This is a genomic window from Geothrix alkalitolerans, assembly GCF_022808885.1.
Classification (GTDB): domain Bacteria; phylum Acidobacteriota; class Holophagae; order Holophagales; family Holophagaceae; genus Geothrix; species Geothrix alkalitolerans.
Genome location: NZ_JAKZLE010000001.1, coordinates 672,521 through 692,287, shown reverse-complemented (window position 1 = coordinate 692,287; position 19,767 = coordinate 672,521). Strand labels below are relative to the sequence as shown.

Annotated in this window: 12 protein-coding genes; 4 read left to right on the top strand and 8 right to left on the bottom strand. The window is 71.1% G+C overall.

The window, feature by feature from the left end; genetic code table 11:
• Nucleotides 1–22 precede the first annotated feature (22 nt).
• Together glgB and MLJ35_RS03040 are read right to left on the bottom strand one after the other, a co-directional pair.
• On the bottom strand, nucleotides 23–1,939 hold the full coding sequence (glgB, locus tag MLJ35_RS03045; RefSeq protein ID WP_243382876.1) for a 1,4-alpha-glucan branching protein GlgB: 1,917 nt from the start codon (nucleotides 1,937–1,939) through the stop codon (nucleotides 23–25).
• On the bottom strand, nucleotides 1,939–6,219 hold the full coding sequence (locus tag MLJ35_RS03040; protein ID WP_243382874.1) for an amylo-alpha-1,6-glucosidase: 4,281 nt from the start codon (nucleotides 6,217–6,219) through the stop codon (nucleotides 1,939–1,941). The genes glgB and MLJ35_RS03040 overlap by 1 nt, the downstream gene beginning before the upstream one ends.
• A 109-nt stretch (nucleotides 6,220–6,328) precedes the next feature.
• On the opposite strand from MLJ35_RS03040, the gene MLJ35_RS03035 reads away from it, so the two are divergent.
• Nucleotides 6,329–7,279 (top strand): AAA family ATPase, encoded by a 951-nt coding sequence (locus tag MLJ35_RS03035; protein WP_243294066.1) that lies wholly within the window; start codon nucleotides 6,329–6,331, stop codon nucleotides 7,277–7,279.
• A 43-nt stretch (nucleotides 7,280–7,322) separates the two neighbouring features.
• Nucleotides 7,323–7,676, top strand: a complete 354-nt coding sequence (locus MLJ35_RS03030) for a hypothetical protein (RefSeq protein WP_243382873.1) — start codon at nucleotides 7,323–7,325, stop codon at nucleotides 7,674–7,676.
• On the opposite strand, the gene MLJ35_RS03025 is transcribed toward MLJ35_RS03030, so the two are convergent.
• Complete coding sequence (locus MLJ35_RS03025) at nucleotides 7,666–10,848, bottom strand: serine/threonine-protein kinase (protein WP_243382871.1); 3,183 nt, start codon at nucleotides 10,846–10,848, stop codon at nucleotides 7,666–7,668. The two genes, MLJ35_RS03030 and MLJ35_RS03025, sit on opposite strands and share 11 nt — an antisense overlap.
• A 285-nt stretch (nucleotides 10,849–11,133) precedes the next feature.
• On the opposite strand from MLJ35_RS03025, the gene MLJ35_RS03020 reads away from it, so the two are divergent.
• Nucleotides 11,134–12,882, top strand: a complete 1,749-nt coding sequence (locus tag MLJ35_RS03020) for an ABC transporter permease subunit (protein ID WP_243382869.1) — start codon at nucleotides 11,134–11,136, stop codon at nucleotides 12,880–12,882.
• 7 nt (nucleotides 12,883–12,889) lie between these two features.
• Nucleotides 12,890–14,188 (top strand): ABC transporter ATP-binding protein, encoded by a 1,299-nt coding sequence (locus tag MLJ35_RS03015; protein ID WP_243294070.1) that lies wholly within the window; start codon nucleotides 12,890–12,892, stop codon nucleotides 14,186–14,188.
• 155 nt (nucleotides 14,189–14,343) lie between these two features.
• Here the strand turns inward: MLJ35_RS03015 and MLJ35_RS03010 are convergent, their stop codons facing one another.
• The 5 genes from MLJ35_RS03010 to MLJ35_RS02990 all read right to left on the bottom strand — a co-directional run bounded on the left by MLJ35_RS03010 (nucleotide 14,344) and on the right by MLJ35_RS02990 (nucleotide 19,757).
• Entirely contained in the window at nucleotides 14,344–15,252 is a 909-nt protein-coding gene (locus tag MLJ35_RS03010; RefSeq protein WP_243382867.1) for a DMT family transporter, read from the bottom strand.
• Nucleotides 15,253–15,301: 49 nt separating this feature from the next.
• Nucleotides 15,302–16,438 carry a D-alanyl-D-alanine carboxypeptidase/D-alanyl-D-alanine-endopeptidase gene (locus MLJ35_RS03005; protein WP_243382865.1) on the bottom strand — a complete coding sequence of 379 codons (1,137 nt, stop codon included), beginning with the start codon at nucleotides 16,436–16,438 and terminating at the stop codon, nucleotides 15,302–15,304.
• Nucleotides 16,439–16,448: 10 nt separating this feature from the next.
• Nucleotides 16,449–16,973, bottom strand: a complete 525-nt coding sequence (locus MLJ35_RS03000) for a type II secretion system protein (protein WP_243320472.1) — start codon at nucleotides 16,971–16,973, stop codon at nucleotides 16,449–16,451.
• 21 nt (nucleotides 16,974–16,994) lie between these two features.
• Nucleotides 16,995–18,770: an HD-GYP domain-containing protein gene (locus tag MLJ35_RS02995; protein ID WP_243382863.1), complete on the bottom strand. Its 1,776-nt coding sequence runs from the start codon at nucleotides 18,768–18,770 to the stop codon at nucleotides 16,995–16,997.
• Nucleotides 18,771–18,857: 87 nt separating this feature from the next.
• Nucleotides 18,858–19,757 carry an ACP S-malonyltransferase gene (locus tag MLJ35_RS02990; RefSeq protein ID WP_243382862.1) on the bottom strand — a complete coding sequence of 300 codons (900 nt, stop codon included), beginning with the start codon at nucleotides 19,755–19,757 and terminating at the stop codon, nucleotides 18,858–18,860.
• Between the last annotated feature and the right edge of the window lie 10 nt (nucleotides 19,758–19,767).

Genomic DNA, 19,767 nt, shown 5'->3' with positions numbered 1-19,767 from the left:
CCTCGATTCTCTGGCGGGTATTCTACGCCTCATCTCCAGGCTCGGCCGCCAGGAAGACCGCGCCGAGGGGTGGGAGGGTCAAGATCAGCGAGTGGCCGTGCCCGTGCCGCGGGATGGGTTCTGGACGCAGTCTCCCGGGATTCAGGAACCCCTGGCCACCGTAGACCTCGGCATCGGTGTTCAGGAGTTCCCGGCAACCCGCCTGGAAGGGGACGCCCACGCGGTAGTCCCGGTGGACCATCGCCGTGAAATTGAGAATCACGGCGGTGGCGTCGCGGGAATCGGCGCGCTTCCGCAGAAGGGAAAGAACGCTGTTGGCGCGATCGCCGCAATCGATCCAGGCGAAGCCCCAGGATTCGCAGTCGCCCTCGTGGAGGGACGGACGCGCCCGGTGCAGCGCGTTCAGGTCCCGGAGCAGGTCGTGGATGCCCTTGGGCTCCGGCTGATCCAGCCGCTCCCACTCCAGCGCCGTCGAGTGGTTCCACTCCCGGGTCTGGCCCAGCTCCGTCCCCATGAAAACCAGCTTCTTGCCCGGGTGGGCGAAGGCCCAGGCCAGCAGGAGTCGCAGGTTCGCCAGGCGCTCCCATTCGCTGCCCGGCATGCGCCCGAGCAGGCTCCGCTTGCCATGGACCACCTCGTCGTGGGAGAGCGGCAGCACGTGGTTCTCCGTGCCGTGATAGAGCATGCTGAAGGTCAGCTCGTCCTGGTGGTACCGCCGGTGGAGCATGGTGCTGGCGAAATAGCCCAGCGTGTCGTGCATCCAGCCCATGTTCCACTTGAAGCCGAAGCCCAGGCCGCCGACGGAGGTGGGCCGGGAGACCATGGGCCAGGCCGTCGACTCCTCGGCGATGGTGAAGGCGTCCGGGTGCTCCGCGTAGACCGTCTCGTTGAAGCGTCGGAGGAAGGCCACCGCCTCCAGGTTCTCCCGACCTCCGTAGCGGTTGGGGATCCACTGGCCCGGCTTCCGGCTGTAGTCCAGGTAGAGCATGGAGGCCACCGCGTCCACGCGCAGTCCGTCGATGTGGAAGCGGTCCAGCCAATACAGGGCGTTGGAGATGAGGAAGGTCTGCACCTCCCGCCGCCCGTAGTTGTAGATCAGGGTGTCCCAGTCCATGTGGCGGCCCTGGCGGGGATCGGCATGCTCGTAGAGATGCGTCCCGTCGAAGGAGGCCAGACCATGCGCGTCCCCCGGGAAATGCGCGGGCACCCAGTCCAGCACCACCCCGAGGCCCGCCCGGTGGAAGGCGTCCACGAAGGCCTTAAAGTCCTCCGGCGTGCCGTAGCGTCCGGTGGGCGCGAAGAGGCCCAGCGGCTGGTAGCCCCAGGAGCCGAAGAAGGGGTGCTCGCCGACCGGCAGCAGCTCCACGTGGGTGAAGCCCAGGTAGCGCACGTAGGGGATGAGCTGTTCCGCGATCTCGCGGTAGCTCAGGTAGCCGCCGTCCGGACGGCGGCGCCAGGAGCCCAGGTGCACCTCGTAGGCGCTGAACGGCGCCCGGTGGATGGGGACGCGGCCCCGGACCGCCATCCACTCGGCGTCGCCCCAGGCGTAGTCGCCCAGGCCGTGCACCACGGAGGCGGTGCCGGGCGGAACCTCGCAACGGAACGCGTACGGGTCCGCCTTCAGGGGGAGCAGCTCGCCCCGCGGCCCGTGCAGCTCGAACTTGTAGAGCTCGCCCGGCCCCACATCCGGAACGAAGCCCTCCCACACGCCGGCGTCGCTGGGCCGCAAGGGATGCCGGCGCCCGTCCCAGGCGTTGAAGGGCCCCACCACGCTCACCCGGCGGGCGTTGGGCGCCCACACCGCGAAGGCCGTCCCAGCCACGCCGCCCGCGACCATCGGATGGGCCCCCAGCTTCTCGTAGGCCCGGCGGTGCGTGCCCTCGGCGAGCAGGTGGTGGTCCATCGGCCCCAGCCGCGACGGGAACGGGATCCGGGGCATCAGCGTCCTCCGCTCCAGATACCTCCGGACAGTTGGATCCACACCCGCAGCGCCTCCGTGGCGCTCCAGGCCTGGGCGTCGCAGCCCCGCTGGGCGTGAGGGGCGTCGCCATCCACGAGCTCGGGCAGATGCCCCACACAGCCCTCCGCGAGCGGCGTCCCCAGGCTCCCCAGGAGGGCCCGGGCCGCCGCCACGGCCTCGGGCGCCTGGTCCCAGGCGGCGGCGAGGGCCTCACAGAAGGTGGGCAGCAGCCACACCCAGGCCGTGCCGTTGTGGTAGGCGGGCTTGCGCCGGGTGTCGTCGTCACCTTCGTAGCGGCCCCAGTACGGGCGCCGCGGGTCGTTCAGCAGGTGGCCCGCGGCATCGCGGATCTCCAGCGCCGCGGCCACGGGAAGGGGGGCCAGGCTTCGCAGGGCGCCGGGCACCAGCAGGTGGCGCTGGGCCGCTTCCACAACCCGGCGGGCGCGGGCCCCCCGCAGGAGCCCCAGGCTCACGAGGAAGAGCTGGTTCGGGCGCAGGTGGTCCTGGGGGACACCCTGGGCCGCGGGCAACCCCGCCGGCGCGGCCAGCAGGTCCGCGAACCAGCCGGAGGCGGGCAGCCAGAAGCGGTCCAGCGAGGCCTCGGCCTGGAGGGCCAGGGTGTCCCAGCGCCCGGAGGCCTCGCCGTCGAGCCGCGCCAGCTGGCGCAGCAGGCGGATCCAGAGGGCCTGCAGCTCCACCGGGTACCCTTCGCGCGGCGTGCCGGCGGGATGGGCCGTGTCCATCCAGGTGAAGTGGGCGGGGCTCCAGACCAGGGCGGAGCCTGGATCCACTCGGATGCCATTGGGCGTGCCCGCCAGGTAGCCCGCCGCCAGGCTGCGCAGCACCGCCCCCAGGGGCCGCCCCCCAGCGTCGGTTGCATAGACCTCGGGACCCAGGACGGCGGCGGCCTCCTCGAGGGCGAGGGCGAACCAGAGCGGCGCATCGGAGGTGTCGCGGTCCCCGTCCTCCGAGGCCGCCAGGCGGTTGGGCAGGGTGCCGTGCCGCTCCAGGGCGCCGAAGGTCCGGAGAATCTCCAGGGTCTCGCGGGTCCAGCCCCCGGCCAGCAGGCCGCGCACGGCGATGAGGGTGTCGCGGCCCCAGTCGAGGAACCAGGGATAGCCCGCGATGACCGTGGTCCCGGTCCCACGGCGCGCCAGGAAGGCCGCGCAGGCAGTCTCCAGCTGCCGGCCGAAGCTGTCCGACTCGGGCCTTCCAGAGGGGCGCGGTTCCAGGGAGGTTCTCGCGAACCGCGCCTGCGGATCCGCGTCCACGGTGATTGACAGGCTGCCGCCAGGAGGAAGGGGCAGCTCGAACCAGCCGGGACTCCAGGCATCCCCCTGCGCCCGCATCCCCCGGCCGGCCTCCACGGGATGCGGGATGCCCCGGCACCACTCGGGCTCGGGGTGGTATCTCCCCCCTTCGCTCCCGGCGCGCAGCTCGCGGTCCGCCGCCAGGCGGACCTGGAAGCCCGGATGGCCGCTCAGCGGGGAAGTGGCTGCGGCGAAGCGGCGGTCCAGTTCCGGGCTCCAGGTGGTCTCCTCGTGGAAGCTGCGGTCCTCCAGGTCCAGCCGCACCGTGAGGTCCACGCGGATTTCTCCGGAGACCTCCTTCCCCGCTCCGCGGCGGAACCTCAGCACCACCGCGTTCCGGCCCTCCGGCATCTCCGCGTCGAGGTGGACGGGCACGGTGCGCCCGTCCCCGGCGTGGACCCGGAAGCGCCAGCGGGCCGGCGGGCCGGGCTCGAAGCCCTCGAGGTTGTCCGCCCCGAGGGCCGAGAGGAACCCGTCGGCGATGACCCAGGCCCGGAGCCGCTTCACCAGCACATGGCGGTCGCAGGGCAGGTCCGGATGCAGGTTGGCGCCCAGCAGGCAGTCGTACTTCGAGGCGATGGCCCCCAGGTCCGCGTGCAGCCGGGCCATGCCGCCGAGGCCGTTGGTGAGCAGGGCCAGCCCCGATTCGCCGTGGCTGGAGAAGCGCGGGAGCGCAGGGCAGAACTGGAGCTGTCCCCGGATCGGGGGCCCTTCCTCGCCGAAGCGGTCCAGGTGGAGGTCCGCCAGGCCGGCCGCATCGCCCGGCCGCGGGGCCAGCGCGGCGAAGTGCCGGCCCCCGGCCGGGATCGAGCGCAGGTTCAGGTCCAAGGCCCCGACCGCACGGAGCGTCGCGGAAAACGGCAGGTCATCCTCGATGAGAACCCGGTGCCCCGGCGGCACGGGCAAGACCCGGGCGGCATCTTCGGGTCCCCAGAGGGCCACGGCGGGGTAGCGGTCCCCGCTCGCCGCCGCATCCAGGGCGCCGAGCAGGTCCGCGGAGGCCCGCGCGGGGTCCAGGCGCGGCAGGGCCGCCAGGAAGGCCGCGGGATCCCGGTCCACCCGCGCCGCCAGCAGGCGCCAGTCGCAGGGCCCGATGGCCTCCGCGGGGATGGCCTCGGCCAGCCGCTGGAAGCCCCAGGCGGCCTGGGCTCGGCGGGCGCGGTAGGCCTCGCCGGAGAGTCCCGCAGGGGCAGGCCGGTCCGCCAGACAGTGGGCCGCGCCGGGGTGGAGGAGGAACCCCACGCGGCCCTCGGAACGCCGGATCTCCGGCGGCGTGCCCAGCAGGTCCAGGGCAGGCGCCCCCAGGCTGGTCCAGGCCGTCTCCGCCAGAATCAGCTCCCGGGGCTCGCGCACGTCCAGGTTCACAAGTACCAGGCAGCGGTCCAGCCCCTCGGCGGAGCGGCGGGCCAGCGCCAGCACCGGAGAATCCTCCGGGCTCAGGCGCGCCACCGCCGCGCCGTCGAAGAAGCAGGGATGCTCCGCCAGCAGGCGGTGGAGGGCCGCCAGCTCCGGCACGAGGTTCGGCTCGGCGCCCCAAGCCAGGCCCCGGGCCTCGTGAACGTCCAGCTTTTCCGCTGCCAGCCACTCCACCCCGGTGGTGAAGCCGTAGGCTCCACAGTGGCTCGCCAGACCGCAGAGCCGGGTGCGCATCAGGGACCAGGCGGCTCCCCGCGCGGCCAGGCGGTCGTTGTCGTGGGTCTCGCTGAAGTGCACCAGGGGGCCCAGCCGCGGCGCATGGCGGAGGCAATGGTCCAGGTAGGCCGCCACGGCGCGGGGCTCGTGGTTCTGGAACAGCTCCGAGTAGGCCCACTGCAGGCCACCCTCGCCCAGGAGGCGCTCGGTGGCCTCCCAGCTTCCGCCCAGGCCCTCGAGAAGGAACGCGCAGTCGGGGAATTCCCGCCGCACCCGGGCGCCGAGGTACTGCCAGACGGGCATGGGCACCAGGTACCCGGCATCGCACCGGAAACCGTCCACCCCGCGGCGGCACCAGGTGAGCAGGGACTCGGCGACGGTCTCCCAGAAGGCGGGCGGGCCGCCCTCCAGCTCCGCGAGGTCGCCCCAGGTGACACCCCAGGCGCCAGGGCTGTGGAAGCTCCCGTCCGGTTCCCGGCGGAACCACTCCGGGTGGGTTTCCATCAGCCGGGAGCTCCATCCCGTGTGGTTCACCACGATGTCCAGGAAGAGGCTTCCGCCCCGGAGATGCACGCCGTCCGCCAGTTCCCGAAATTGGTCCACGGCCGTGGTGCGCCGGTCGAAGACCGCCAGGGCGGGGTCGATGGCGGTGAGGTCCAGCTGGGCGTAGGGGCTGCCGAAGCGCCCCATGCGGGCGAAGGTGGTGGGCACCGGCCCCACCGGCAGCAGGTGCAGGATGCGGCAGCCCAGCGTGTCGAAGATGTGGGGCAGGCAGGCCGTGAGGTCTCGCAGGGTGCCCGAGGGCGGAATCACCGTCATCCCCTGCCCGTCGAGCTCGGCCCAGGCAGCCTCCCGGGCTGAATCCCGCGTCTCCCGGAAGGCACGGGCGGGGCCGAACATGCGGGGGAAGGCGCAGTAGACGAGGTTGGCCGTGCGCAGCCGGTCCGGCAGGACGCTCACGCCCAGGTCGTCCCCCGCCGGCCAGTGCTGGTAGCCGGCGGGATCCACCGCGTAGGCCTTGGCGCGGAAGGGCCCAGGCTCCGTGAGGACCAGATCCAGGGACCAGCCGCCCTCTTCGGTCTGGAGGGGCAGATCCCGCCAGGCGGCCCCGGCGAAGGTGAGGGCCTCGCCGGGGAGGGTGCCGGCCCGGGCCAGGATCTCCTCCTGGGCTCGATCGCCCCGGGTGAGGTTCGTGCGGAGGAAGGCCCGCCAGCCGGCGTGCCCCAGCGCGGGATGGGCCAGGTCCAGGCGCAAACGATCGCCCACGTAGCGCACGACGTGGTCCCCAGGCGCGGGTGTCATGGCGGGTCGGAGCATCGCTCCCCCGGGCGGACGTCCCCCATGGTACGCCCGACCCGGCTCATCCGCCGGATCCACCGATTGCGGGTTCCCAGGCCTGGAGCGGGGCGGTCAGAATGGTCGCATCATGTCCAACGCCTCCGCCGCCCTCGAACCCCTGCTCGCCGAATGCCGCAAAGTGATCGTGGGCCAGCCCCAGCTGCTGAACCGGCTGGTGGTGGCCCTGCTCTGCCGCGGCCACGTGCTGCTGGAGGGCCTGCCGGGCCTGGCGAAGACCCGCACCATCAAGACCCTGGCCTCGGCCAGCCACACCACCTTCCACCGCATCCAGTTCACGCCGGATCTGCTGCCCAGCGACGTGGTGGGCACCCTGGTGTTCGATCCCAAGCAGCTCACCTTCACGCCCAAGCGCGGCCCCATCTTCGCCAACCTGGTGCTGGCCGACGAGATCAACCGGGCCCCCTCCAAGGTGCAGGCCGCCCTGCTGGAGGCCATGGAGGAGCGGCAGGTCACGCTGGGCGAGGAGAGCTTCCGCCTGCCGGATCCCTTCCTCGTGCTGGCCACCCAGAACCCCCTGGAGCAGGAGGGCACCTTCCCCCTGCCCGAGGCCCAGATGGACCGGTTCCTCTTCAAGCTCCGGGTGGACTACCCCAAGGCCGAGGAGGAAGTGGAGGTCCTGCGCCGCGCGCACCTGAACGGCGACGAGGTGAACCCCGTGGTGGACGCCGCCAGCCTTCTGGCCGCGGGCCGCGAGGCCCAGAAGGTGCGGCTGGACGACGCCATCCGGACCTACATCGTGAAGCTGGTGCAGGCCACGCGTCCCGGCCACGGCAAGGTGTGGAAGGGCAAGGAGCTGCTTCGCTGCGGCGCCAGCCCCCGGGCCTCGCTCTCGCTCCAAGCCTCCACCCGCGCCCTGGCCTACCTCCAGGGCCGCGACCACGTGCTGCCCCAGGACGTGGTGGACCTGGCCCCGGACGTGCTGCGCCACCGCCTGCTGCTCACCTTCGAGAGCGAGGCCGACGGCGCCACCACGGACCAGGTCATCGCTCAGCTGCTCCAAGCCGTGCCCCGCCCCTGAGCCGGACCGAGCCCACCCTCCGGCTCATCCCACAGGAGGTCCCATGCCCATCGCACCCCGGCCCAGAATCACCGGCATCACCCTGGACGTGCTCATGCCCGACGGCACGGCGCGGACCCTCGCCATCGATCCCAATACCTCCGATGCGCTCGTGTGGAGCGACCGGGCCGTGCAGGTGTTCCGCAAGTTCTACGACAGAGGCGGTCCGGCGGAAGGCAAGCGCATGACCCGGGAGGATTTCCTCCAGCACTTTCCCCAGGCCGCGAGCCTCATCGGCGACCAGCCCGACATCCTGATAAGCCCCGGCGTGGTGGACCAGCTCTGGACCCTGCCCAAGCCCGATGGCACCGCCCCGGCGTTCCTCTGCAAGAGCACCATGAACCCCATCAACGGTTGATGGGCCTGCTCCCGGCCTGCAGGGCCCTGCCTCGCGCTCGTGCCTGGGCTGCGGCGGCAGAGTCGCCTGTAGCTTCCCGGAATTGAGCCAGGGCCATCCAAAAGCCGGAATCCACGGGCTTGAGGCGCATCAGGGCGCTGGCAATGGCATTCCCTGTCTCCCGTAGGGCCGGCGGCTGGGGTTGATGGCCTGAGCGCAGCATGAGGGCGATGTAGCGCAGCCGGATCGCGCCTGGCTCCACCGGGTCTTCGGATCTGCTGTCCTGTTGGACGGGCAGCCGCCCAGCCTCGTCCAGATAGGCGCCGGCCTCCTGGCCCTGCGCCAAGGCCCGGGTCGCAGCCGAAGTGAGGACGTCGAGAAAAAAGGGCGTCAAGGTCTCAAGGGGCACTTCGACGCTCTGTGCTCGCTGGAACGCCGCTCGCGCCTGCTCGGCGACGCCTGAGAGGTCCCCCCCCTTCCTTGCCATGGCCCGGGCCTGGACCGCCCATGCGATAAGAATGCCCCGATGAAGGCCTGTGTGACGTGGCTGGAGCCTCAGACCAGCTTCATAGGCTCGAACGGCCTCCTCCACGTCGGCGGTAGGGTCCTGGCCGGATGCCAACTCGGCCTTCGCCATGGCTTGAGCCACCCCGCCCAGGTTCCCCTGGTAATACGCGTCTTCAGGATGGGCCCCCGCCTCAACCCGGGCCATCTGGAGGTATGGCAGCACAGCCGCGCGCTGGTACGTTCCACTCAGGCGGGCATGGTCGATCCAGGCCAGCAGGGCGGAATTGCGGATGTTCATGAGGACGATGTGCGCCGGATCCAGGCGGAGGCCCTGATCGGCGGCGGCCATGGCCTCCTCCAGCCGGGACGAGGGATCCGCCCCCCGGCTCATCAGGCGGTAACCCTCGGTGCGGAGCACGGAGGCCTGGGCCGCGAAGGCCTCGACTTCGCCGGGATCCCGCCGCAGGGACTCTTCCGCATCCGTCCTGGCCCGGCTCAGCCAGGCTCCGGGATCCTTTTCCTGGAAGGTCAGGAACCGCGCCATCTCCCCGCGGGCCCGAGCCCGCCAGGCCAATGGTCCGGCGGCGGTGGGCTCGAGCCGGGCCCAGCGGTCGGCCACGGCCACCTGGGCCAGGACCGGGGCCTCCGGATCCGCCCCGGTCTGCCAGCCCTGCGCCACTGCCTCCTGCCAGCGCCGCAGATCCAGCTCGAGAAGGTCCACGTCGCAGGGTGCCCGGAGTTCCGCCTCCGCGAGGGCCCTGCCTGCGGCATCCAGGGCCGGCCTGGCCACCGCGGCTTCCTGGGCGAAGCGGGCCTGGACCAGCCAAGCCTCCGCCTCCAGGCGCAGGGCCTCGTAGAACCAGGGGGCCTGGGCCTGGGCCTCCCGCGCCAGCCGGATGGCTTCCTGGGGCTGGCCCTCCATCAGCATGAGCAGCCCCGTCCGGAAGGCCTGGGGCTCGAGGCTGGCGCTGGCGCCGCGTCTCAGCCAGTCCGCCGCGGGATTCCGCAGGGAATCCTTCAGCTCATCGAGTCGGCGTCGCCGCAACTCCGGATCCGGCAAGGCGGCGGCCTTGCCCAGCTCGATCTGGTAGATCGCGGCCAGGGCCCGGCCTTCGGCATGGGCGGCCTCCGGTGTCCGGAACCCCAGGGCCCAGGCCCGTTCCAACTGGGTCCGGGCCCCGGCGGGATCGCCCAGGGCCAGGCGCGCCCGCCCCAAGGCGTAGGCGCCCGGCGGCGCGGCCAGCGATCCCGCGGCCTGGACCTCCTGGGACAGCGCCTCGACCCGGGCCCGGAGGTCCGCCTGGTCGCGGGTCAGATCCCTCGCCGGCTGGATGCGCAGGTAGCGGGCCAAGGCCTCGATCCGTTCCGCGGCCTGGGCGAAGCGCTGGGCGTAGGCGGCCTGGGCCTGGGCGCGCAGCCGCTCCCTCAGCGCGAATCCCCCGAAGACGGCGGCGGTGAGGAGGATCGCCGCCGAAGCCGCCACAAGGGCCTTGTGCTTCCTGATCCGGCGCCCGAGCTGCTCCATGGGCGTCGCCGCGCGGGCCTGGATGGGCTCGCCGTCCAGGATGCGCTGGAGGTCGTCTCCCAGGGCTCTGGCCGTGGGGTACCGGCGGCGCGGATCCTTCTGGAGGCAGGTGAGCACCACAGTGTCGAGGTCGGCCGGGATCGTAGGCACCAGCCGCCGAACCGGCACGGGATCGTCCCTCACGATGCGCGACATCCGCTCGAGCCCTTCTCCTTCGAAGGGCGGATTCCCGGTCAGCAGTTCGTAGAGGGTGGCGCCCAGAGAGTAGACGTCCGTCCGGCGGTCCAGCAGGGCCGTATGCCCACGGGCCTGCTCGGGCGACATGTAGCTGACGGTGCCCATGACCCGCCCGGTCTCCGTGAGCCGCCCGTCCCCGAGGCCCCGGGCCAGCCCGAAGTCGAGCACGCTGGCCCGGGTGGATCCGTCCTCCAGCCGCTCCACCATCAGGTTGGCCGGGTTCAGGTCCCGGTGGATGAGCCCCATGCGATGGGCCGCATGGACCCCTTCGCAGACCTCCTTCATCAGGCGGAGCAGCTCTTCCAGCGACAGGGTGTGGGCGGCCTGGAGGAAGGTTTCGCCGGAGATGAACTGCATGACGATGTAGGGCTGGCCGCGCCATTCGCCGATCTCATGCACCCGGCAGACGTTCGGATGATCGACCCGGGCCTGGAGCTGGGCCTCGTGGATGAACCGCCGGATGAGCTCCGGATCGTCCCGCCGCAGGAGCTTCAGGGCCACCACCCGGCGGAGACGCGAGTCCGTGGCGCGGAACACGCGGCCCATGCCGCCTTCGCCGAGCAGCTCAAGGGATTCGAACCGGCCCCAGCGCTCGAGGGTCCGGGCCCGGAAGATGCCGCTCTGCCGATGGGCCGCCGGAGGGAGGACGGATTCAAGGGCGGGATCCGACGGATCCGCCAGGAGGGCCACCTCTGGCGGCACCCCGTCCGGCCTCCCCGGCGCCTGGGCCGTGACCTCCAGGGACCAGTGGGTCGCGTCCACCGCCTGCAGGTCGGCCAGGTCCTGCTCCAGCATCCGCCGGTCCCCTTCGGCGAGGCGCCCGGCGGCGACCAGCTCGTCGAGCCCACGAGAGGCAGCGTCGGCGGGCTCGAGCAGGCCACGGGCCACGGCCAAGGCCAGCACCCGCTCCTCAGCGGTCGCCACGAATGCCTTCCCGCACGATTCCGCTCCCGTTGGACCGTTCATGGTGCCCCCTTTGAGGCTGCAGGTGAAGCACTTCCCGGGTTGACCCCCCCCATGCGGGGCGGTCAGACTGGCCCTGGCCCCGGCGCCGGAAAGGAGGTTCGATGGGACGACAATCCGACCTTTCCGAACCTCCGTCGTGGTGCGCCGCCCGCTGAGGCGGCCATCCCCGGCTCCCCCGAATCCGCACCCTGAATGGGATGGCGGCGCGCTCGTCCGCGCCCCTTCCGAGTCTCCGGACCGGCCATGATCCACCGATTGCTTGACAGCGTCTGGGGCCAGGCGATGAACCTTCTGACGGCGCCCATCCGGCGCCGGCGCTGGATCGACCTGCTCGTCTTGGCGGCCCTCGCGGGCACCTTGGCCGCGCTCTGGCTGGTGGGGAAGGAGTGGGCTTCCGTCCAGCGCCCCACAGTGGTGATCGACCTCAGCGCCTGGGCCCTGCCCAAGTACCTCCTGCTCTCGCTGATCCGCGCCGTGGCCGCGTACCTCGTGTCCCTCGCCTTCACGCTGGTGGTGGCCTACTGGGCGGCCAAGGATCCCCTGGCCGAGCGCATCCTCGTCCCGATCCTCGACATCCTGCAGAGCGTGCCCCTCCTGGCCTTCCTCCCGCCGGTGCTGCTGCTCATGCTCACCCTCTTCCCCCGCAGCAACATCGGGCTGGAGCTGTCGGCCGTGCTGCTCATCGTCACCTGCCAGGCCTGGAACATGGCCTTCAGCTTCTATCAGTCGCTGAAGACTATTCCGAAGGAACTGGAGGAGACCTCGGGCCTGTACGGCTTCACCTGGCTCCAGAAGCTCCGCTGGGTGGAGATCCCCTTCGCCACGCCGGGCCTGGTGTGGAACTCCATGGTGAGCGTCGCCAACAGCTGGTTCTTCCTCATGTCCGCCGAGGCCTTCAGGGCCGGCGACAAGAACTTCCAGCTGCCGGGCGTGGGCTCGTACATGAACACCGCGGTGGAGCAGGGCAACGGCCGGGCCCAGATCTGGGCCATCCTGACCATGCTGGTGTTGGTGGTGCTGCTGGATCAGCTGGTCTGGCGCCCCGTGGTGGCCTGGTCCCAGCGCTTCCAGGTGGACGAAGGCGCCGAGGTGGACCCGGGCGACAACTGGCTGCTGCGGCTCTTCCGCCGCTCGCGCCTGCTCAAGTGGCTGGAGATGCGCCGCAACCAGCGCCTGCAGCAGCGAACCCCGCGGCCCGCCCTCATCCGCAAGGCCCAGCAGGAGATCGAGCGCCCGGGCCGCCTGCTCTCCTGGGTGGGCGCCTCCGCCATGCTGGGGGTGCTGGCCCTGATCGCCCTCGGCGGGGTCTCCGTGGTGCGCCTGCTTGCGGAGGTCGACGCCGAGAAATGGGTGCAGCTGCTGAAAGCCGGCGGCGCCTCTCTGTCCCGGGTGCTGCTTTCCACGCTCCTGGCCACCCTCTGGACGCTGCCCGTGGGGCTGTGGATCGGCATGTCCCCGGTCTGGTCGCGGCGCCTCCAGTCCGTGGTCCAGGTGGCGGCCTCCTTCCCCTCCTCCCTGATCTTCGCGTCCCTCATCCTGGTGTTCAGCTCCCTGGGCATCGGCCTCGGCGTGAGCTGCGTGCTGCTGATGGTGCTGTCCACCCAGTGGTACCTGCTCTTCAACATCATCGCGGGGGCCCAGGCCATCCCCGCGGATCTGAGGGAGGCCTCCAAGGCCTACCGGATGTCCCTGTGGAAGCGCTGCTGGACCCTCTATTTCCCGGCGGTCTTCCCCTTCCTGGTCACGGGCTGGGTGACGGCCACCGGCGGCGCCTGGAACGCGAGCATCATCACCGAGATCGTCACCGCCAAGCAGCACACGCTCCGCACCTTCGGCCTGGGGGCGGAGGTGGTGCTGGCCACCGAGCGCGGCTCCATGCCCCACCTCGCCGCCAGCGCCCTGCTCATGGCGGCCATCGTCGTCCTCTTCAACCGCCTCGTCTGGGTGCCGCTCTACCGCCTGGCCGAGACCCGCTACGCGCTCAACCGCTGAGGTGGACATGCAGCTTCCCTACACCTCCCCCATCTGTGAACTCCGCGGCGTCCAGATGCGCTTCAAGGGCCACCGCGGCAAGGTCCAGCGCGTCCTGGAGGACATCCGCCTCGATGTGCGCCCAGACGAGATCCTCTGCCTCATCGGCCCCAACGGCTCGGGCAAGTCCACCCTCCTGCGCCTCCTCGCGGGCCTGATGCCGCCCACGCAGGGCGAAGTCCGGCATCACGGGGAGAAGCTCGACGGCCTGAACCCCGGCGTGGCCATGGTGTTCCAGAGCTTCGCCCTCTATCCGTGGATGACCGTGGAAGAGAACGTCCGGGTGGTGCTCCGCGCCCGCGACCTGCCCGAGGGCGAGGTGCGCGAGCGGGCCCACCAGGCCATCCGCAAGGTCGGCCTCGAAGGCTTCGAGGAGGCCTTCCCCCGCGAGCTCTCCCGCGGCACCAAGCAGCGCGTGGGCGTGGCCCGGGCGCTGGCCGTGGACCCCGAGATCCTGGTCATGGACGAACCCTTCAGCCAGGTGGACGCCCTCACGGCAGAGGCGCTGCGCGCCGAGATCATGGACATCTGGGCGGACAAGGAGCGCAACCCCTCCGCCATCGTGATGGTCAGCCAGTCCATCCGCGAGGCCCTGCTGATGGCCGACCGCGTGGCCATCCTCTCCGGCAGCCCCGGCACCCTCCGCACCATCGTGGACGTGCCCATGGCCCGGCCGCGGGACAGCCGCTCGCCGGAGTTCATGAAGCTGGTGGACCACCTCCACGACATCTTCACCAGCGCGGAGCTGCCCGACGTCCAGGTCACCGCTCCCATCCCCAGCGCCGCGGTCCAGGAGGACCAGGTGGAACCCCTCCCCCAGGCCCAGAGCGGCGACATCCTGGGCCTGCTGGAGTTCCTAGAGACGCAGGGCGGCACCAGCGATCTTTTTCAGGTGGCCTCGCACACCCACGTCGCCTTCGAGAAGGTGCTCACCACGGTGAAGGCCGCCGAGATGCTGGATCTCGTGGACACGCCCAAGCGCGCCGTCCTCCTCACGCCGCTGGGCAAGCGGTTCGTGAACGCCAACATGGACGACCGCAAGGACCTCTGGCGGGCCCAGCTCCTCGAGCTGCGGCTCTTCCGCGTGGTGCAGGAGATGATGCACCTCGAGGATGGCGAGCTGTCCGAGGAGGTCCTCCTCCAGGAGCTGGCCACGCGCCTGCCCATGGAGGACCCGGAGAAGACCTTCGAGACGCTCGTCGCGTGGGGCCGCTTCGGTGAGCTCTTCGCCTACCGCGAGGAGCGCGGCGTCCTCACACCGGAATAGCATCCGGCCAGGCCCCACCTGACGACCGCCCCGATCGCACGCGACATCCAGTCGCGTGCTCCCGCTCCCGCTGCGCCTCTGGCTTGCGATCGCGGAGGGGGCCGCGTGGGGCCGCTTCGGCGAGCTCTTTGCCTACCGCGAGGAACGGGGCGTCCTCACGCCCGAGTAGGTTTCTTCTCCGGCAGGGGCGGCGCCAGGGCGCAGGCCGCGATGCCCGCCAGAACCAGGAGCGTGCCCACGCCTTGCAACGGCCGGACGGACTCCCCGAGCAGCAGCCACCCCAGGATGACCGTGGCCACGGGCTGGGTCATGAGGCCCATGGCGCCCAGGTTCGTGGACACGTGGCCGATGCCCCAGGTGATGAGCCACCAGGCCACCACCTGCACGACCAGGCCCAGGCCGGCCAGGGCCCACCAGGCCCGGGCGGGGTAGCCAGAAAAGGCCTCCCCCTGCGCGAGGCCCAGGACCCCGAACCCCACCATGCAGCAGAGCACCACCCAGAACAGGGCCTCCGGGGCGCTGAGCTCCTGGCGCGCACGCCCCAGAGCCAGCGTGAAGGCTCCGTAGGCCAGGGAGGCGAGGGCCCCCAGCAGCTCGCCCAGGCCCGTGCCCCAGCGGGCACCCTTGGCGAGGCCCAGGATGAGGGCGCCGCCCAGGGCCAGCGCCACGCCCAGCCAGAACTGGCGCCGCAGCCTGGCCCCGAGCCAGACCACGGAGACCACCGCCACCCAGATGGGCGCCAGGGTCACCAGCAAGGTGGCGTTGGCGGCGCTCGTGTGATGGAGCGACGAGTGCCACATCCAGAGGTCCCCCACGAAGCAGAGGCCTGCCACGCCGGCCCAGAGACGGGACTTCCCGGCGTCGCGCCTCGCCGAGTTTCGGGCCCGCCAGGCGAGCCAGGCCACGGGCGGCAGGGCGATGGCCATGCGGTAGAAGCCCACCGCCAGCGGTCCCGCGGGCGCGGCCCAGCGCACGAGCATGGCCGCGAACCCCAGGAGCGAAGCCCCGAGGATCAGGGCCGCCAGGCCTCTCGGATCCGGCGTCCCCGCCTGTGTCCCATCCATCCTTCCAGCATCACCCGCGGACCGGTCTGCCGGCAAGGATCCCAGGCTCTCAGTTCGCCCAGCGGGAGACCTGCTCCCAGACGTCCTCGTCCCGGGTGGGTCCATTCAGCAGGATCGCGAACACGCGCACCTTCCCGTCGAAGGTCTGCAGATACCCGCAGAGGCTGGTGACGCGGTCCAGGTGGCCCGTCTTCACCCGGATCCGCCGCGTGAGGTTGGGGTCCTTGATCTTCAGCTTCCAGGGCTCGCCGCCGATGATCTTCAGCGACGAGACGAACTCCGGCCCCACCTCGAAGTCGTGGTAGGCCCCGCGCAGGATGATGGCGAGGGTGCGGGCCGAGAGGCGGTTCTCCTTGCTGAGGCCCGAGCCATCCGTGATCCGGATCGCCTCCGGCCCCAGGTTGAAGGCGGACTGGTAGAAGGCCTGGATGCGTTGGACGCCCCGGGGCCAGGAGCCCGCGCCGAACCGGCGGGTCAACATCTCGATCATGAAGTTGTTGGACCACTTGTTGATGTCCTGCACGAGGGCGCGCAGAGGCGGCGAAGTCCAGGTGGCCAGCTTCCGCGGCACGTCCGGCCCGGCGGCGCCGCCCTCCACCATGATGCCGGTCTCCCGCAGGATCCTGATGATGATCTCCCGGGCCTGGCGTTCAGGATCCTCGAGGATGCGGCCCCGGTCATCCCGGTTGAAATCCACGGACAGGGCCCGCACCACGGGCAGGGTATCGACCGAGGTGTTCTCCCAGCCCTGGGGCTCGCGCTGGGCGTCGAAGGCGCTCTGGTCCAGGCGCACCGTCCCGAGGACCCGCCGGAGGCCCTCTTTCTTCAGAGACTGGGCCAGCATCCAGATCCGCTCGCTGGTGAAGAGCGGGTCGCCATCGCCCTTGAACACAAGGTCTCCCTGCACCACGCCATCCCTCAGGTCGCCCCAGACCTCGGTCTCGATGGTGGTGTCAGGCTTCAGCGTCTTCAGCAGGGCGTAGGTGGTGACCACCTTGGTGGTGCTGGCGGGTACGAGAGCCACGTTGTCATCATGGCGCTCCAGCGCCCTGCCCGTGTCCACATCCCAGATCCCCGCGGACACCGCGACCCCGCGGGCCTCCAGGCCCCTTACCCAGGCCCGGAGACCCTGGGCGCGGGACGGGACAGCGCACACCAGCAGAAGGAGGAGAAGCCGAAACGCCACGCCGGGGACCTCAGGGCTTCGAGACGGTCGGCGTGGTTCCCCGCGGGTTGCGCCGGGTCCGCTCGTTCTCGGTGACGTTGCCTCCGAGCAGGTTCTCGTCGGCCCTGAACATCCAGTCCCGCACCAGGGTCTTGCCCTGGTAGGCGTGGATGCTGTCCTTCTCGCAGCGGCTGCGCACGCCCACGATGGGCAGCCCCTGCGTGTCGCCGGAGGCCCCAGGCTGCACCTGCGTGAGGTACTCCCACTCGCCGCTGCTGGTCATGGGGTCGCGGTATTTCTGGCGGAGGATGCGGGGGCGGACCTTCATCACCTCGTCCAAGTCCGTGGGGTAGCGGTTGTTCTTCGCGAAATAGACCCGCAGGGCCGCGGCGATGGCCTCGCCCCGGAAGATCAGCTCGGCCTCGTTCTCCCGCTGGACCTCCGCGCTGATCAGGGGACCGGCTTTCATGAGCATCACGCCCATCACGACGGCCATGGCCAGGGCGAGGGCCATGGTGAAGCCGCGCTGGGTACGGAATGAGGAGGCGGTCCGCATGAATGCTCCAGGCCTAAAATATCAGGCCCGTTCCCCCTTACGTGCCATGAGCTCGGTAAAAGCTTCCACGACTGCGGGATCGAACTGGGAACCCGCCTCGTTCCGCAGCTCCGCCAGCGCCTGGCGGAAGCCCTGGGGCCGGCGGTATCCCTTCCCGCTGGTCATGACCTCGTAGGCCTCGATGAGGCCGATGATCCGGCTGCCCATGGGAATGGCGGTCTCCCGCAGGCCGTCCGGATAGCCCCGGCCATCCCAGTGCTCGTGGTGATGGCGGATCATGCGGACCACGTCGAAGGGGAACCGCAGGTCCTTGAGGAAGACCGCCGCCAGCTCCGGATGGCTGCGGACCTTCTTCATCTCCTCGTCGCTCAGCTTCGGCTTGGCGAGCATCTGGGGGTCCAGCAGCAGCAGGCCGACATCATGGAGCATGGCGGCGATGCTCACGGCTTCCACTTCCTCCGTGGGCAGGTCGAGCAGGAGCGCCAGGTCCCGCGCCAGGCGCGCGGTGGCCAGGCTGTGGGGCCGGAGGTTGGGCACTCGGATCTCGCTGGACTGCAGGATGCGATGGCTCACGGACAGGAAGGCCTGGTGGTAGCGCTCGTGGAGCCTCGCCTCCTGCAGGTGGAGGGCCAGCACCCGGCTCAGCTGCCGGATGGCCTCGATCTCGGCGAGGGAGAAGGACTGGTCCTCCAGGCGGAACACCATCACAAGGTCGTGCCCCTGGGGCGTCTCGTTGAGCAGGAGGGGCATGTAGGTGGCGAAGGCCCCCGTCAGCGGCGGCACTTCCGGCATCTCGGTCCGGGTGATGAGGCGCAGGTCCGGTTCCCTCACCTTGGGGAGGTGGAAGGTGGCGTGGGCCAGGATCTGCTGCTGCAGGTCCGGCGACAGGGGCAGCGTGCTGAAGGCCAGGATGGGCCGGATCTCCTCGGGGTCCTCGATCCAGAGGGCCACGGCGGTGGCCGGGAGGATCTGGCTGATGAGGCCGGCGATCTCCCAGAAGAAGGCCCGCTGCTCGGGCCGCACCATGCCCTTCTGGCGATCCGGATTGGCGGGGGCGGGGGCCACCCAGCCGCTGAGGGAGCGGTCCGGCTCCCAGGGAAGCGAGCCGTAGCCTTCCCTGCCACCGGGGAATCCGTAGAGGCGCTCCCTGCTCGAGGGGCCGGCGGAGTGGACTCCCGGCCCCGGGGCGCGGGGGTGCTCGGTGGGTCGGGCCGGCGCCAGGAGCGGTTCCGGCGCGGGCGCGAGTTCCTCCAGGAGATCGGCCGCGGTGGGCAGGCCTTCCGGCACCACGCCCGGGCCGATGGGAGGCGCGGGGTTGACCGTGCGGGCCCCGCCGAAGAAGTGGAATTCCTTCAGGGCCCCCACCAGGTCCCCGCAGATGGCCAGGGTGGGTGGCTCGTCCCGCTCCACCTCGAAGGTTCCGCCCTTGATGCGATCCCGCTGGATCAGGAGGCCCACCCAGTCGCCCTGGAGGTACACCGGCGTGATGAGGTAGCGGGGCCACTCCCCGCCCTGGCCGAAGGCGGACAGCTCCGGCGATTCCGACGTGTCGTTCACCACGTAGGTCCGGCGCGCCCGCTGGGTCCTCACCAGGAGCGGGTGGCCCTCTGGGATGGATACGGGCGGGCGGGTGCCCCGGGGCCATCCGTAGAAGCTCACCACCTCGAAGGCGCCCTGCCCGGGCACGCGGAGGTAGAGGGCGCCCTTGGTGCTGCCCACCTCCTCCATGCAGCGATAGAGCACCTGGGAGCAGCGATTCGCCAGTGCTTCACCAAGGATGAGAGGGGACACCGGCATGGGACGCATCCAGACCCAAAGATGGCCCATCATGGCAGACCCCCGCCCTGAACATCTAGATGCACGGATGATTGTTGAAACGTTTTTTTACGGCTCCGGAGCCATCTGGAGCGAAGCCACCGCCAGGTCACGGACGGCCCAGCGGGTCAGCCCCGCCAGCTGCCGGCCATGGCCGCATTCCGCGAGGGGTGCGCCCAGCGCCTGCAGCCGGGCCACCACCGCCAGCCAGTCCACGGGCAGGCCCACGGAGGCGATGCCCTCGTCCCAGGCCGCCGCGCCCGTGTCCAGGATCCGCCCGTCGAAGTGGGAGATCAGGGGGAACGCGGGTTCCGCCGGCACCACCGTCGCGAGCCTCCGGGTGATGGCAGGCAGCAGGGCCGCCATGTGGGGACCGTGCAGGGGATGGCGCACAGGCAGCAGCCCCGCCTTCAGGGCGGAGGGGCCCAGCGCCGACACCAGCGCCTCCAGCGCGGGCACGGGCCCCGAGACCGTGAACTGGGCCTGGCCGTTGCGGTTCGATAGCACCAGCTCCGGCTGGTTCGTCAGGGCGCGCCGCACCTCCAGCTCCGTCACGCCGATGAGGAAGGCCATGCCCATGGCCCCCGGGCCGAAGGCGGCCTCGCTGAGATCCTCCACCGCGGAGATGAGGTCGAGGGCCGCTTCGAGCGGCACCACGCCCGCCGCCACGAGGGCGGAGTAGAACCCCATGCTGTGCCCCGTGGCGGCGACCGGAAGGGGCATGCCCGCCGCGCGCCAGGCCCGGTAGACGCCCACGGAATGGGCCAGCACGGCGCAGGGCGCCAACCGCTGGGACCGCAGCAGGTCCAGGGGCCCCTTCGCCATGGCCTGCCGCAGAGGCCTGCCCGTGCGGGCCTCTGCGGCCGCCAGGGTCGCCATCCAGGCTTCGTGGGCCTCCCATCCCTGGGACATCCCCACGGCCTCGGTGCCCTGGCCGGGAAACAGGAGGATGGAGGCGGGCGCGGGCATGGCTTCGAGG